This is a genomic window from Dethiobacter alkaliphilus AHT 1, from assembly GCF_000174415.1.
In the GTDB taxonomy this organism is placed as follows: Bacteria; Bacillota; Dethiobacteria; order Dethiobacterales; family Dethiobacteraceae; genus Dethiobacter; species Dethiobacter alkaliphilus.
The window spans coordinates 49,348-64,141 of record NZ_ACJM01000012.1 but is presented as its reverse complement, the minus strand read 5'-3'; the positions used below and the strand labels follow the sequence as shown (position 1 = coordinate 64,141).

12 protein-coding genes are annotated in these 14,794 nt (G+C 47.9%); 10 read left to right on the top strand and 2 right to left on the bottom strand.

The window, feature by feature from the left end; all coding sequences use genetic code 11:
• Window positions 1-400 precede the first annotated feature (400 nt).
• The 4 genes from DEALDRAFT_RS11375 to DEALDRAFT_RS11360 all read left to right on the top strand — a co-directional run bounded on the left by DEALDRAFT_RS11375 (window position 401) and on the right by DEALDRAFT_RS11360 (window position 4,856).
• On the top strand, window positions 401-2,014 hold the full coding sequence (locus DEALDRAFT_RS11375) for an ATP-binding protein (RefSeq protein ID WP_008517569.1): 1,614 nt from the start codon (window positions 401-403) through the stop codon (window positions 2,012-2,014).
• Window positions 2,001-2,672 (top strand): response regulator, encoded by a 672-nt coding sequence (locus DEALDRAFT_RS11370; RefSeq protein ID WP_008517567.1) that lies wholly within the window; start codon window positions 2,001-2,003, stop codon window positions 2,670-2,672. Before DEALDRAFT_RS11375 ends, DEALDRAFT_RS11370 begins: the two co-directional genes overlap by 14 nt.
• A gap of 22 nt (window positions 2,673-2,694) precedes the next feature.
• Window positions 2,695-3,720: a DctP family TRAP transporter solute-binding subunit gene (locus DEALDRAFT_RS11365; protein WP_008517566.1), complete on the top strand. Its 1,026-nt coding sequence runs from the start codon at window positions 2,695-2,697 to the stop codon at window positions 3,718-3,720.
• A 170-nt stretch (window positions 3,721-3,890) separates the two neighbouring features.
• A complete protein-coding gene (locus tag DEALDRAFT_RS11360; RefSeq protein WP_008517564.1) occupies window positions 3,891-4,856 on the top strand; it encodes a DUF3231 family protein in 966 nt (321 codons plus the stop codon).
• A 236-nt stretch (window positions 4,857-5,092) separates the two neighbouring features.
• On the opposite strand, the gene DEALDRAFT_RS11355 is transcribed toward DEALDRAFT_RS11360, so the two are convergent.
• Both DEALDRAFT_RS11355 and DEALDRAFT_RS11350 read right to left on the bottom strand, forming a co-directional pair.
• Window positions 5,093-7,021, bottom strand: a complete 1,929-nt coding sequence (locus tag DEALDRAFT_RS11355; protein ID WP_008517563.1) for an AMP-dependent synthetase/ligase — start codon at window positions 7,019-7,021, stop codon at window positions 5,093-5,095.
• A gap of 196 nt (window positions 7,022-7,217) precedes the next feature.
• Complete coding sequence (locus tag DEALDRAFT_RS11350; protein ID WP_008517561.1) at window positions 7,218-7,628, bottom strand: HEPN family nuclease; 411 nt, start codon at window positions 7,626-7,628, stop codon at window positions 7,218-7,220.
• 143 nt (window positions 7,629-7,771) lie between these two features.
• Here DEALDRAFT_RS11350 and DEALDRAFT_RS11345 point away from each other — a divergent pair, with 143 nt between their 5' ends.
• The 6 genes from DEALDRAFT_RS11345 to DEALDRAFT_RS11320 all read left to right on the top strand — a co-directional run bounded on the left by DEALDRAFT_RS11345 (window position 7,772) and on the right by DEALDRAFT_RS11320 (window position 14,788).
• Entirely contained in the window at window positions 7,772-8,980 is a 1,209-nt protein-coding gene (locus DEALDRAFT_RS11345; RefSeq protein WP_008517560.1) for a spore germination protein, read from the top strand.
• Between the two features lie 3 nt (window positions 8,981-8,983).
• On the top strand, window positions 8,984-10,096 hold the full coding sequence (locus tag DEALDRAFT_RS11340; RefSeq protein ID WP_008517558.1) for a GerAB/ArcD/ProY family transporter: 1,113 nt from the start codon (window positions 8,984-8,986) through the stop codon (window positions 10,094-10,096).
• Entirely contained in the window at window positions 10,093-11,202 is a 1,110-nt protein-coding gene (locus DEALDRAFT_RS11335; RefSeq protein WP_008517556.1) for a Ger(x)C family spore germination protein, read from the top strand. Before DEALDRAFT_RS11340 ends, DEALDRAFT_RS11335 begins: the two co-directional genes overlap by 4 nt.
• Window positions 11,203-11,353: 151 nt before the next feature.
• Entirely contained in the window at window positions 11,354-12,559 is a 1,206-nt protein-coding gene (locus DEALDRAFT_RS11330) for a spore germination protein (RefSeq protein WP_008517555.1), read from the top strand.
• 11 nt (window positions 12,560-12,570) lie between these two features.
• The gene (locus tag DEALDRAFT_RS11325; RefSeq protein ID WP_008517553.1) at window positions 12,571-13,680 is read left to right on the top strand and encodes a GerAB/ArcD/ProY family transporter; all 1,110 of its coding nucleotides are present in this window, start codon (window positions 12,571-12,573) and stop codon (window positions 13,678-13,680) included.
• Window positions 13,673-14,788 (top strand): Ger(x)C family spore germination protein, encoded by a 1,116-nt coding sequence (locus tag DEALDRAFT_RS11320; RefSeq protein ID WP_008517551.1) that lies wholly within the window; start codon window positions 13,673-13,675, stop codon window positions 14,786-14,788. The genes DEALDRAFT_RS11325 and DEALDRAFT_RS11320 overlap by 8 nt, the downstream gene beginning before the upstream one ends.
• The last annotated feature ends 6 nt before the right edge of the window (window positions 14,789-14,794 follow it).

The window sequence follows — 14,794 nt, the reverse complement described above, 5'->3', positions numbered from 1 at the left end:
ACGAAGATTGCCTGGCCCGACACCATGTTTTATATTTTGGAATTATTCTAATAAAAAGAAAGGAGCCAAGTGCGGTTTTTAACAAACCACTCCCTTCTTCGGTGCTGCCTACCGAAGAAAAAAGTTACATCCGCATCTTGGCTCTGATTGCGACCCACCTGGTCGCTAAAGAGGAGGAGAATAATTCGGTCGTACTGATAACTACTTTTTAAATCTTAAATTAATTATAATTTTGAAAATTCAGAGTGGCAACCATTTGGACATATTGTTGATATTGGTCATTTTGGTCATTACAGAATTGCGAATGGTCATGGGCAATATCTTACAGGCAATACATTATAAAAGGAAATTAAAATAATTTGTCGAAAGATTTAAGGCAGTTATGAAGGAGCGATGATAAATGGGCTTACCCCGACAATTGCCGCTGCGCTGGAAAATCACGCTTCTCTCTTTTGGCCTGATTGCCCTGGCGGTGTTAATCGGCGGCATGATTTTAATTGAAAACTTTTCCGCCACACTGGAAGACGAGATCGGTTCCCGGGCAATGGCTGTGGCCCGCACCGTGGCTCAGATTGAAGAAATTCAAAATAATGTTGGCACCCCCGGCGGCGATGCTGATATTCAGCCGGTGGCGGAGCGAATCCGCCTGGCCACCAATGTGGAATACATCGTGGTCCTGGATATGGACAGAACCCGCTACTCTCATCCCCTGCAGGACCGAATCGGCCAACAGTTTGAAGGCGGCGACGAAGGGCCGGCCTTTGCCGACCATGAATATATCTCACGGGCAGCAGGAATTATGGGGCCGTCGGTGCGGGCTTTTGTCCCCATCAGGGTAGATGAGGGAACCCGGCAGGTGGGCGTTGTGGTGGTGGGGATTCTGACACCCACTGTAACCGGTTTGCTCAGCGATATTCGCACCACCTTCTACTTCTCCCTCTTGTTTGCGTTAATCGTGGGCCTGGCAGGCTCCATCTACCTGGCGGACAATATCAAGCGCACCATGCATAATATGGAGCCGGCGGAAATGGCCCGCCTGATGGAAGAACGTGTCTCCGTCTTTCATGCCATCGGGGAAGGAATCATCGCCATTGACCGGGAAATGAATATCACGGTTATTAATGAAGAAGCACGGCGAATTCTCCACCTGGACGGGGAATACATCGGCAGACCGGTTCTGGAAGCCATTCCCGACTCCCATCTGCGCCGCACGGTGGAGACGGGAACATCCGAATACAACCAGGAACGCTCCATTAACGGCACGGCCATTCTGGTCTCCCGCATCCCCATTGTGGTTAACGGTGAAATCGTGGGTGCGGTGGCTACCTTTAAAGACAAATCAGAGTTGCATACGCTGGCAGAGGAATTGACCGGCGTTAAAAAGTTCATCGAAGCTCTGCGCGTGCAAAACCACGAGCATGCCAACAAATTGCACACCATTGCCGGCCTGATTCAGCTGAAACAGTATGATGAAGCCATCGATTACATTTTTGAGGTAACCGCCGAGCAGGAGGAGTTGACGCTTTTCTTAACCAAAAATATTAAAGATTACAGTGTGGCAGGACTTATCTTTGGTAAATACAGCCGGGCAAAAGAACTGCGCATCGAGATGTCCATCGACCCTCAGACTCATCTAAATGAGTTGCCGGCGGGTTTAGACAGCAGCACCGCGGTGATTATTATCGGCAACCTGTTGGAAAATGCCATGGATGCAGTTAGCGGCCTGCCTCAGGAAAAAAGAAAGATCGAGATTCTGGTGCGCAACCTGCCGGAACACTTCCTGATTCGCGTCAAAGACCTGGGCGTGGGTATTGCGCCGGAACATTTAAGTGAAATCTTTAAGCCGGGCTTTTCCACCAAAGCAAAGGAAAACCGCGGCGTGGGGCTGTCCCTGGTCTATCAGCAGGTGATGAATGCGGGCGGCGAAATCCGGGTAGAGAGTGAGCAGGACCAATTTACAAATATTGAAATACGGATTCCAAATGAAAGAAGGTCCACCTATGAAGGGAATTAGAACGGTAATTGTGGAAGACGACCCCATGGTAATGCAGGTCAACCGGCAGTACATTGAAGAAATCGGCGGTTTTGAAATAGTGGGCACCGCCGAAACCGGGTATGAAGCACTGTCTGTAATCCGAAAAATCCAACCCGACGTGGTGATTTTGGATATCTACCTGCCTGATTTGGACGGGATTCAAACCCTAAAAGAACTGCGCTCCGACAACATCCCCACCGATGTAATCCTGGTTACCGCAGCCCGGGATGTGGAGACCATCCAAAATGCTTTCCGCTACGGTGCCACCGATTACATCATCAAACCCTTTAAATTCTCCCGGTTAAAAAGCGCCCTGGAATCTTATAAGCTGTTGCACAGCAAACTGCACCGCAAAACATCGTTGGACCAGGATGAAATCGATGACTTAACCATGAACAAAACACGCATGCAGGAGACCCTGCCCAAAGGGCTAAATGAAGTTACCCTGCGTCAGGTACTCTTGTTTTTGCTAAAAAGAAAAGACCCGCTCTCTGCCGAAGAGGTGGCTGAAGGTGTGGGCCTGGCCCGGGTTACGGCCCGTCGCTACCTGGACTACCTGGAGAAAACGGGCAAATTGGCCATCGAAGCACAATATGGCTCAGTGGGACGCCCTGTTAACCGGTACCGAGTTGTTTAATAACCACAAGCAGGTGAAAAGAATGCAGACCATAACAACCTCAAAACTGCTATATGCTTTACTACTGACCGTAATGACCCTTGCCCTGCTTCTTTCCGGCTGCCAGAACCGGGCCTTGGACCTGGAACAGGTGGGGGAAGACGAGCGTATCGTCATTAAATTTTCGCATGTGGTTTCCGAGCTGACACCCAAAGGTCTGGCGGCCAGAAGATTTGCCGAGCTTGTCCACGAAAGAACCGACGGCCTGGTGGAAGTACAGGTCTATCCCAACTCTCAGCTTTATATGGATGGCGAAGAAGTGGATGCTCTGATTAACAACAATGTGCAAATGATCGCACCCGCCACCGCCAAAATGACAGAATTTTTCCCGGAATTGTTGCTTTTTGACCTGCCTTTCCTGTTTGAAGATTTTGAACAGGTACATCGCTTCATCGACAGTGAAGGAGGACAAAAGCTTCTGGATAAATTTCAGACCGACAGCATGCTTTCCCTGGCCATGTGGGATAACGGCTTCAAAGTTATGACGGCCAACCGCCCATTATATACCCCCGATGACTTTGCCGGACTACGCTTTCGTATCATGCCCAGCCGGGTGCTGGAAGCCCAGTTTGCCCAACTGGGGGCACAGACCAGGGACATGCCCTTCTCCGATGTTTATGCCGCACTGGAGCGGGGAACAGTAAACGCGGCGGAAAACCCTCCCTCCAACCTCTATTCCAAAAGGTTTTACATGGTCCAGGAACACCTGACCGTCAGCAACCATGGCTACCTGGGCTATCTTGTCCTCACCAACCAGACATTCTGGCAGGGACTTCCTGAAGATATACGCGAAATTCTGGAAGAAACCCTGGCCGAAGTTACCCAGTGGGAACGCAAAATTGCCGCCGAACAAAACAAACGGGACCTGGAACGTATTATAAACAGCGGTGAAATTGAAGTTCACTATCTTTCCGAAGCAGAAAAGGCAGCCTGGCGGGAGGCTCTAATGCCTGTCCACCAAATGTTTTTGCCCGACATTGGCACCGAACTGCTGCAAGGCACCCCATAATAAATACAAGAACCATGATTAAACTTAAAAAGAGCTCAATGCTCTTTTTTTATTTCCTTTTTATAAACAGCCAATCAGGCACCCATTAGAATCAAGCTGGCATTACATTTTTTTACATCTTTAGGGAAATAATAATCACCATTACTATCATGAGGAGGCACACAGTTTAAATGCTCTTTTCCAAACCGGAAGACAAAGCCCAAATGATTAACGTCCAGGAAGCCAATAATCTCTGGGACCTGGCCAAAGCCAATTACCTGGCGGTGGAGTTAATGCAGACCTGGGAAAACTTTGCCCACGATGCAGATTTTAAAGCAGTGATAAAAACCTTTCTCACTGACATTAAAAAAGACATCAAAACATTAGAAAAAGAGTTGAAAAAGCACGGCATCCCCGGGCCCGATAAAAACCGGGCAGCCGTAAACACCGCCATCAACACCGAAATTATGATGGATGAATATATTGCGCAGGAATTCTTTATTTTTGCCCAGGAAAATGTGGAACAGCTCTTAAGAGCCATTCGCACCACCACCACCAATGATGGGCTGCGGGCCCTGTTTTTAAAATTTGTCAATAAAGCCATCGACCGGCTGGACAAAGTTGTGGGCTACCTGAAAATGAAAGGCTGGCTGGAAACCCCTCCTCTCTACCCGCAAACTCCCGCGGAAGTAAAGGAAACCATTGCCGCCGGCGGTGTTTTTCACCTTTGGGATCATCTCACCTTTCGCTACGACAACATCAGTCAGACCGAAATCTTTCACTCCTTTGCCAAAGATCCGGAATTTAAAGCCCTTTTAAAGGTGGGGTTGCAAAAAACTTTAAAAAAACAGGCGGCCATGCTGGAAAAAGAGTTAGAACGCCTTGGCATTCCCCTGCCCAAACCGCCCAAAAACTTTGCCATGTCCGACAGTACAGAACTGTTAGATGACGACTATATGTTCCGCATCCTGCTTACCGGCATCCAGGGTGCCGCCGCTTTTCACGCCCAAGCCTTAAAGCAAAGCACCGTGGAAGACCGCCTCAGAAAAGAATTCAAAAAACTCCTCTGCGAAGAAATTGGCTACATAGATGAAATGATAAAATTCGGCAACGCCAAAGGCTGGCTCCACCCCGTCCCCCAATATAAACTCCAATAACGGTGTGGACAGAGGGACAGGTTTATCTGTCCACACCAAACATGAGACAAAGGGGACCCTCTGCGAGGACAGGCAGGTGATTTTGTCTCACGCCGTTGAGACAGGGTGCCGGCGAGGAGAAGCAACCTCACCATGCAAAAAGTTGCATGGTGAATGCGAAAAAAGGTCCGTCCCTAATTTGTAAAAAAACGCAGCCTGTTTTCAGGCTGCGTTTTGACGTTGGTTTTGACGCTGGTTTAGGCACCGGTGCTTTTTGATGCGTTGGTGCTTTGTACCGGGGCGATTTCCGGCTTGTATTCTACTTCAATGGCATCATCTGTGCCGGCATACAGCGCTTCGAAGATATCCTTGTATTTTTCAAAGACGAAGCGGCGCTTTATTTTAAGGGTAGGTGTCAGCTCTTTGGCTTCCAGTGTAAACTCATTTTCCATCAGGTAGATACGTTTAACCTGGGCAAAGCGGGGTTCATTCTGCAGCGCCTTGGCCACACGTTTGGCATAAAGCTTGCGCACTTCCGGCAACTTGAGCAGCTCGCTGCGGCTTCCGTATTGTAAACCCTTCTCCTTTGCATAACCTTCCAGCTGCTCAAAATTGGGGACCAGTATAGCCACCAGGTAATTTTTCTTATCACCCTGAATTACCGCCTGCTGAATATAACGGTCACTGGTCATCAGCCCTTCCAGAGGCTGCGGTGCCACATTTTTACCGCCGGAGGTAACGATAATATCCTTTTTGCGGTCGGTAATAAAGAGGAATCCGTCTTTATCCAGGTATCCGATATCTCCGGTTTTAAGCCAATCGCCGGCCAAAAGCTCCTCTGTGGCTTCCGGGTTATTATAATAGCCGGGGCAGTTTTGCGGACCCTTACTTAAGATCTCGCCGTCTTCATCAATGCGCACTTCACCTTGGGCAATAACCTGGCCCACCGAACCATAACGCATATTTTTCAGGCAATTGAAGGTGATAATGGGTGAAGTCTCCGTCAGGCCATAGCCCTCCAGAATCCTGATATTCATGCCATTGAAGAATTCTGCCAGTTCCCGGCCCAGCGGCGCGCCGCCGGAGATACAATACTCAAGCCGCCCGCCGATGCGCTCCCTGATAGTACTAAACACCAGTTTATCGGCCAGAGAAAACTTAAAACCAAAGAAACCGGACGGCTCTTTCCCCTCAACAAACAGTTGTGCATTCTGCCGGGCAACTCCTTTGGCCCAGAAAAAGATTCTCTTCTTTATCGGGCTGCCCGCATTTACTTTATCCATAATCCCCGCATAAACTTTCTCGTACACCCTTGGTACAGAGACGAAGAAATGGGGACGAACTTCCTGCATGTTATCGGCCAGCGTATCAATGCTTTCGGCATATGCAATGGTACAGCCCACCAGCATGGGCATATAATATCCGGCGGTTCTTTCCAGCACATGGCTTAAAGGCAAAAACGAAAGGGTAACAAACCAGTCATGGACTTCTACCCGCTCCAAAGCGTTGCGTACATTAGAGAGGAAATTATCATGGGTCAGCATAACGCCTTTGGGATTACCGGTGGTACCGGAGGTATAGAGCACCGAGGCCAGATCATCTTTTTCCACACTCTGCCACCGCTCTTGGTATACATCGGGGTTTTCCCGGGCAAACTCCCGCCCCATTTCCTGCACTTCCGCAAACTCCAGGACCTGACGCTCATCTCCCAGATTGCCTGTGATGTCGGACAGGGCATGTTCACTCTTGCTGCCGGTGGGGATAATAATTGTTTTAAGCTTGGGGATTGTATCCCAAACCTGCCAAATTTCCCGCAGCAGGTCAACACTACCCACGATAATTACTCCCGCTTCGGAGTCGTTTAGAATATGGGCAATTTGCTGTCCCCTGTTGGTGGGATAAACGGGAACATTAATGGCAGCCGCCGACAAAATGGCCAAATCGGAAATCAACCAGTTGCCCTGCGTAGTCATCATCAGAGCGACCCGATCCTTGGGCTGCACCCCCAGAGAAACAAGCCCCAAAGACAGATCTTTAACCTCTGCAGCCACTTCATTCCACGACTTGGGCGTGTAGGCACCATCCTTCTTTTCCAGAATCATGTCCTTGTCGCCAAGCTTTTTTACCTGCGCCTGAAAAACCGAGTTGATAGACTGCGTATACTCCTTGGGCCAGACTTTTTCCATAGTTTTACCCTCCTAAAAGTAAAGTGGCTGGTAGACTATTTATTGCGGCAGTAGCTGCGGAGAAATAGTTCCTTGATTATTAGAAATATTCCTAATGTTAAATTATATTACTAATTTCTCCGTTTTTTACAAAACTCCTGTCTGAAAATTTAAAAAAATTGTCCTATGGGAAATAAATTTTTTTTCACAGAAGTAATCATTGAACATATTGGGCTAATTTAGTGGCCAGCTCTTTGACCTTTTCTATCTTCATTACCACCTCAAAACCCGATTGGTCTTTAAAGCGTAAAGACTCAATTTCTCCCTGTTCACTGATACTTTCTATTTTTATATGGGCCACAGAATTGCGCATACACTGCAGGAAACGGGATGCGGTTTGCTCCTGCTCAGCTATTCTCCCCCAACATATTTCCTGAGGGTCAATTCCCAAATCGGAAAACCCTATTCCCTCCTGGTGACAGACTCGATTAAAACCCCGCTCCCGGGGCAGCACAATCAGGCCCAGTAAACAGTTAATCAAAAGCGTTACCCCATAGGGCCCATCATAGTTTTCCAGGATATGCATTGTCCGGGCCACAAAATCTTTTTCCACAACCTGACGTTCCATAAATACCTCCTGCTGTCAGCAAACTTCACTTCTATAATATACAAAACCTATGCTCATATAATACGCAACGACCCCTCTTTAAGAATAAATTGACAGAAACTGCTTACGCTATACACAGAAAAATTGTGAGGACGGGGCAAAATATGTTCAGATTCTTAAAACGGAAAAAGAAAATACAACAGAACGCTGCTGCACCCCGGCTACCTGAACAGGAGCAAGCAACAGATGAGGTGGCCATCGACGATGAGGAGATAAAAATATCCCTTGTAGATATGGCGCCGCGTGATACCCAGTATCCCCTGCGTGGCCCGAAGAAACGTTTTTCGGAAAACATTGTTTATAATCTGCAATTATTACGGGAGCGTTTTTCCGACTCCAATCTGACTTTTGAACAGTTTTTAATAGGTTCCCGCACCAGAAACCGGGTTGTAATTGCGTATCTTAAGGATGTGGCACACCCCGGCATTGTGTCAGAAGTAAAAGAAAGACTGCGCTCAATACGGACAGAAGCCGTTATTGACACCAGCTATCTGGAAAGGGATATTGAGAACTCAAATATCAGCCCCTTTCCCCAAATTGAAAACACTACAAGGCCCGATGTGGTAATGTCTGCACTGTTACAGGGCAGGGTGGCCATAATCTCTGACGGAAATCCGGAAATACTTTTGGCGCCCACAACATTGTTTGACCTGATGGATACACCGGAGGATGCCAATTCCCGCTGGTTTATTGCCGCCACTTTTTTTCGTGTGGCCCGCTACATCATGTTTATCCTGGCTGCCTCGCTACCCGCTTTTTATATCGCAGTAACCACGTTCAACCCGGAGTTTATTCCGGCAGGTATTACTTTCATCATCGCCCGGGCCCGGGGCGCCGCCCCTTTTCCCGTTTATCTGGAAACATTTATAATGATGGGCGTTGTGGAGGCGGTGCGGATGATGTTAATTCGCATTCCCACTCCCATTGGCGGAAACATTGCGCTTTTTAGCGGCCTGGCCTTGGTTATTGCCGGCCTTCTCTCCAATGTGGTTACCCCCATCGTCTTAATGGTGGTGACATTGGCCATTATCTGCTCTTTTGGTATTCCCAATTACGATTTGCGCTCCACTCTGCGCATTATCCAGTTCTTCACCATGATTATGGCCACGGCCCTGGGTATTTTTGGCTTTGCTGTAGCCTTTTTTTATCTTAGCGTTCACCTGGCATCATTAAAATCGTTTGGTATCCCGTACATGACTCCGCTGGCACCATTGGAGGCCAGCGCCTGGGGACATACTATAGCCCGGAAAGGCAGCGAAAAGATGCCCCAGGATGAGACATATAAACCCCGCACTGCAGAGCAGGAGGATTAATAATTGGCTTATTCCATTTCCGATTCAGTTAATGACAAGTTAGAGCCACGCATCCTGATTGCGGTACTGATTGTGAGCATTCTGGAATTTGAAGTTTTTACTTTTTCCAGGGGTGTGGTGGAGATAGCCGGTCAGGACGCCTGGCTGTCCCTGATTATTGGGGCGGTTATTGTTTCGGTAAATACCTTTTTGTTAGTAAAGCTAATGTCCAGGTTCCCCGGCGAAAATATTTTTCATTTCAGCCCCAAAGTCTGGGGCAAGCCGTTGGGCCTGGTAATGATAGTGGGTTTTCTCTTATATTGGCTCGTTTTTCTCATAACATTGCTGGAAGACTTTAGCGTAGCCAACCAAACCTTCTTTGTCAGGGAAGCACAACCCATTATCTCCGTTATCTTACTGGTTATCGGCGCGGCCTGGGCTGTGTCTTATGGTTTTCCCGCACTGGTCAGGCTATTGCAGATTCTGCTGCCCTTTATTATTCTGCCCCTGTTGTTTATAGGGGGGCTTGCCTTGCCACATATCCAATTGGAACAGTTCCAGCCCATGCTGGCAGGCGGTATCTGGCCTGTCCTAAAGGGAGCAATTTTGGTTGCCGGCTTTCTGCAAGGTTTGGAAATAATTCTTTTTGCCGGCCCTTTTATAAAAAACCCACAGAAAGCTTTAAAACCAGCACTGTTGGGAGTTAACCTGATTATTTTCATTGCCTTAATACAGTCGGTCAACGCCATTGGTATCCTGGGAGTGGACAATATCGAGGTCTCGGTGTGGCCCGGCATTGACACCATGTCCGTTATTCATTTTCCCGGATTTCCGGTGGAAAGGTATGAGTTATTTCTGACTCTCCCCTGGCTTGTCGGCATATTCAGTACACTCTGCGTGTTTCTCTACCTTCTCTCCTATGGGATAGTGCAAACGTTTAACATTCAGCACAGAACAGTTGTCATCTACCTGCTTGCCGCAGTAATTGTGGGCGGCACCCTCCTGTTTCCCAATTATGCCTGGACTTTGCAAGCCAGAGAGCTTCTAAACATAGTAACGCTGCTCTTTATTGCTGTTATTCCCGTTCTTACCTTAATATTAGCCGTTATCCGCAAAAAGGAGGGTACTGAAAATTGATAAGAAAAGTACTTGCCACAGCTCTTATTGTTTTCTTTCTCGCCGGCTGCGGTGCGGTACAAATTGAAAACAGGGCGTTTGTTACAGCCATTGGCCTTGACCTGGCAGATGAGGGCTCTACCGGCAGATACCTGGTAACAATAGAAGTATTTAGGCCGGGCACAATGCAGTCTAATACACAGCAACCCCCGGTGATTATACTCAGCGTGGCTACAGACAACTTTGAAATGGCCCTGGAGCAATTGCAGTCCCGTTTAGCCACAAGAATTTCCCTTGCCCACTTAACCTTGGTTATAGTGGGTGAAGAGGCGGCAAAGGAGTTTGATTTCAGAGAGGTTACCGACTACTTTCACCGTCATCCGGAAATACAGATGCGGGCCCGCCTGATGGCGGCCCAGGACAAGCGTGCCCTTGATATTTTAAAAACCGAGCCACTTTATCGGGAGTATATCTCACAGGAGTTGGTGGCCATGGCGGAGATGTGGCCCTATGTGTCTTTAGCCAGGCGAAATCCTTTTTTTGACTTTGTGGCTGATTTAAGAAGAACCGGGGGGCGCGGCCTGCTGCCCCGGGTAATGAAATCAGATGAAGGAGAATTTATTATCCGCCACGGCAGTGCTGTTTTTGATAATTATAAATTGGTGGGCTGGCTAAGCAGTGAAGAAACCCAAGCTATAAACTGGCTCATGGAAGATGTGCAGGTACCGGTCACGGCAAGTTTTCAGGGGGAAGAATATAGTTATCTGACAAAAGATATCCGAACCAAAATTATCCCTGAAATAGAAGATGATAAGGTGCGGTTTCACATCAGCATTGAAACAGACGGCATTCTGCGCCAGCAACTGGGCCATCATGTTGATATGTCCGATCCTGCAAATGTCAGTGGAGTAGAAAGCGCCCTGGCCCAAACCATCGAAGGCCAGGTTCGCTCTGCCGTAGATAAAGCGCAGCAAGACTTTGGCACTGACTATCTGGGCTTTCAGTCCATTCTGCGCCGGCACCATCCCCAGGCACACCAGAGACTTGACTGGGATAAAATCTTTCCCCATATCCCCGTATCCATTGCGGTGGAGTCACACCTGAGCCGTTTTGGCAAGATTGAGTAAAATTTTAGTTAAATTGTAAAAAGAGTAATATTAAATTGCCATCTTGCTAAATCTACCATAAGAAAGACACGCATTCCGTTTCCTTAGCAGCTTCGCAAACAGTGAAGCGTTATTATTTCCGGCACAACATTATCTATTGAGGGCGACAGCTATGTTTAAAAGATTCAGCTGGCTTAAACGCCAGCAGACAAAACGGGAAGAATACAAACCGGCAGAGGAACCTGAGGTGATTGGGGAAAATGAACCCGATCCTGAGGTTTCCTTTGTGGATGTGCTGCCGCGGGACAACCAGTTTCCCCTGCGGGGGCCAAAAAAACGTTTTGCCGACAGCATTGAAGTTAACATACAGACCCTTCGTCAACTGCTGCAGGATGACAGCCTGGTTTTTGAACAGCTCTTGGTGGGTTCCAGATCCAGGCGAAAAGTTGTTATTGCTTACTTAAAAGACGTGGCTCATCCGGGTATTGTGGGGGAGGTAAAAGACAGGCTGCGTGCCATACGCACTGAATCGGTAATTGGCAGCAGCTATATTGAACGAAACATTGAAAACTCCAACCTGAGCCCTTTTCCTCAGGTTGAAACAACCCCCAGGCCCGATGTGGTGGAGTCCGGCTTATTGCAGGGCAGGGTGGCCATACTGACAGACGGAAGCAGCGAAGCACTGCTTGCCCCCACCACCTTCTTTGATTTAATGGATACCCCCGAAGATGTGCACACCCGTTGGTTTGTGGCCGCCAGCTTTTTTCGGGCGGCGCGCTATATTATGTTTATCCTGGCCGCCAGCCTGCCTGCCTTTTACATAGCTTTGGCCACTTTTAACCCCGAATTTCTGCCTACCAAGATCGCATTCATTATTGCCAGAGCCAGGGGCGGCGCTCCTTTTCCCATCTATCTGGAAGCCTTTATTATGATGGGGATTGTGGAAGCGGTGCGCCTGATGATGATTCGTATTCCAACCCCATTGGGAGCAAGTATCGCCTTGTTTTCCGGACTGGCGCTGATAATTGCCGGATTATATGCCAATATTGTCACTCCTGTGGTTTTAATGGTGGTAACCCTGACCATCATCTGCTCTTTTGGTATACCTGATTTTGATTTGCGCACATCTGTGCGGATTATTCAGTTTATTACCATGATTATGGCAACTTTCTTAGGTATTTTTGGATATGCCCTGGCTTTCTTCTATCTTAGCGCCCACCTTGTGACATTAAAGTCCTTTGGCATACCCTACATGACTCCCCTGGCACCTTTCGAGGCCAGTGGCTGGGGGCATACGTTGGCCAGAAGTAGCAGTGAGGTTATGCCGCAGGATGAAACCTATAAACCTCGTTTACCCAATGATAACGAGGAAAGTTAGAGGGCAGATATATGAGCATCAAAGATTCCGTAACAGACCGCTTAGATGTCAGGATATTGCTGATTGTGCTGATTGTTAGCATCATTGAGTTCGAAATTTTTGTCATTCCCAAAGCAACGGCACGGGTTGCCGGTCAGGATGCCTGGATAGCTATGCTGCTGGGTTCGGTTTTTATCGCCTTTAACACATTTATTCTGGTCAAACTGACCGCCAGATTTCCCCGGGAAAATTTTTTTGAATTCGGCGGTAAAGTATGGGGAAAGCCGCTAAGCTATGTGATTATCCTGGGCTATCTGGCCTATTGGTTTATATTCTTGTCCTTTTTACTAAAGGATTTTAATGTGGTAAATGAGACTTTTTTTGTCAGGGAAGCTCATCCTGCTGTTTCAGTAACCCTCTTCACCCTGGGGGCCGTATGGGTAGTTATTTACGGGTTTCCCGCCGTTGTCCGACTGCTGCAAATGATGGCTCCGTTTTTGCTGCTGCCGTTGATTATGGTGGCAGCACTGCAGGTTGTAAATATCAGGCTGGAAAATCTTCAACCGGTGCTGGGCAACGGCGTACTGCCAGTGTTAAAAGGTGCCGTTCTTTTTGCCGGGTTCTGGCAGGGGCTGGAGCTCCTTCTTTTTACCAGCCCTTTTATAAAAAAACCACAGCAGGCATTAAAGCCAGCTTTGTTGGCTGTGGGTGTGCTGACAGCATTGGCAGTTGCGCAAACCATTAGCGTTATTGGAGTTTTGGGTGTTGACCACATAGAAGTGGCCATCTGGCCCGGCATTAATGCCATGTCTGCCATAGCGTTTCCCGGCTTTCCGGTGGAAAGATTTGAGCTGTTTTTAACGCTGCCCTGGATTGTGGCCATATTTACAACTCTTTGTGTCTTTCTCTATCTCTTATCTTTTGGTATTATTCAGCTTTTACATATTCCCTACAGGAAGTTAACAGTCTTTCTCTGTGCCGGTTTAATTGTTGCGTCCAGCCTGCTTTTTCCCAACTACCCGGCAAAAATGCAGTACTTTGATGCCTTTGCTCTGCTTACCATTGTGTTCGTCCTGCTTATACCCTCTCTGACTTTAATTTTGGCCATTATCCGCAAAAAGGAGGGCCATGAGATTGAATAGATTACTGCTTGTTGTACTGCTGACTTTATTATTGATCCCCGGCGGGTGCGGCACGGTACAGATTGAAGACAGAGCTTTTGTAACTGCCATCGGCTTAGATACAGTGGGCAGCGGAGAGGATCTGCGGTATCTGCTTACAGTGGAAGTTTATCGGCCCGGCATGCTGCAGGCACGAATCCAGGACTCACCCAGTATTATACAAACGGTGGAGGCGGAAAATTTTGAAAAGGCTTTGGAGTGGCTCCAGGCAAGGCTATCGCGGATCATCACCCTTTCCCACCTCAGAGTGCTGGTCATTGGTGAAGAGGCAGCAAAAGAAATTAACTTACGGGAAATCATTGATTATTTTGAAAGACATCCGGAAGTACAAATGCGCATTAAAATTTTGACGGTCCAGGACGGACAGGCCATGGAACTGTTAAAAACAGAGCCCCTTTTTGAAGAATTTATCTCGGAAGAGTTAATCGAATTGACGCAACAAGCAGGCTATTTGCCTTTGACGCACAGAAACCCGTTTTTTAAAGTTCTGCAGGAACTGAGAGTAACGGGAGGCCGCGGGTTATTGCCCAGAGTGATTACCACAGAGGATGGCAACATAGCTATCCTGCATGGAGGCGCAGTGTTTAATGACTATAAACTGGCCGGGTGGCTAAGCAGCAAAGAAGTCCACGATGCCAACTGGATTCTGGGAGGCGTGCAGCGCACCAGCGAAAAGGTCGAATTGGAGGACGGCACCTATACTTATTCCATGAGGCGCAGCAGAATTAACATTATCCCCCATGTGGAGCAAGAGCAGGTGCGTTTTACCGTTAAGATTGAAACAGAGGGAATCGTCCGGCAGCAGCAAGGACGGCAGCTTGATCTGTTGGAACCTAACAATATTGCCAAACTGGAAAAGGCATTAAGCAGTATGGTTGTCGAGAATGCGCAAAAGGCCATTGTTAAGTCACAACAAGATTTTGGCATCGATTATCTGGGCTTTGGCCGTGCTTTAAGAAGACATAACAGACAATTCTATGACCAAATTAACTGGGAAGAAATGTTTCCTTCGGTACCCATTGATCTTGAGGTGAATACGAAAATCACCCTTACAGGGAAAACATGGTAGACTGCA

Coding starts and splice junctions, on each gene's coding strand:
- DEALDRAFT_RS11375 (WP_008517569.1), top strand. CDS start 401: ATGGGCTTACCCCGACAATTGCCGCTGCGCTGGAAAATCACGCTTCTC.
- DEALDRAFT_RS11370 (WP_008517567.1), top strand. CDS start 2,001: ATGAAGGGAATTAGAACGGTAATTGTGGAAGACGACCCCATGGTAATG.
- DEALDRAFT_RS11365 (WP_008517566.1), top strand. CDS start 2,695: ATGCAGACCATAACAACCTCAAAACTGCTATATGCTTTACTACTGACC.
- DEALDRAFT_RS11360 (WP_008517564.1), top strand. CDS start 3,891: ATGCTCTTTTCCAAACCGGAAGACAAAGCCCAAATGATTAACGTCCAG.
- DEALDRAFT_RS11355 (WP_008517563.1), bottom strand. CDS start 7,021: ATGGAAAAAGTCTGGCCCAAGGAGTATACGCAGTCTATCAACTCGGTT.
- DEALDRAFT_RS11350 (WP_008517561.1), bottom strand. CDS start 7,628: ATGGAACGTCAGGTTGTGGAAAAAGATTTTGTGGCCCGGACAATGCAT.
- DEALDRAFT_RS11345 (WP_008517560.1), top strand. CDS start 7,772: ATGTTCAGATTCTTAAAACGGAAAAAGAAAATACAACAGAACGCTGCT.
- DEALDRAFT_RS11330 (WP_008517555.1), top strand. CDS start 11,354: ATGTTTAAAAGATTCAGCTGGCTTAAACGCCAGCAGACAAAACGGGAA.
- DEALDRAFT_RS11325 (WP_008517553.1), top strand. CDS start 12,571: ATGAGCATCAAAGATTCCGTAACAGACCGCTTAGATGTCAGGATATTG.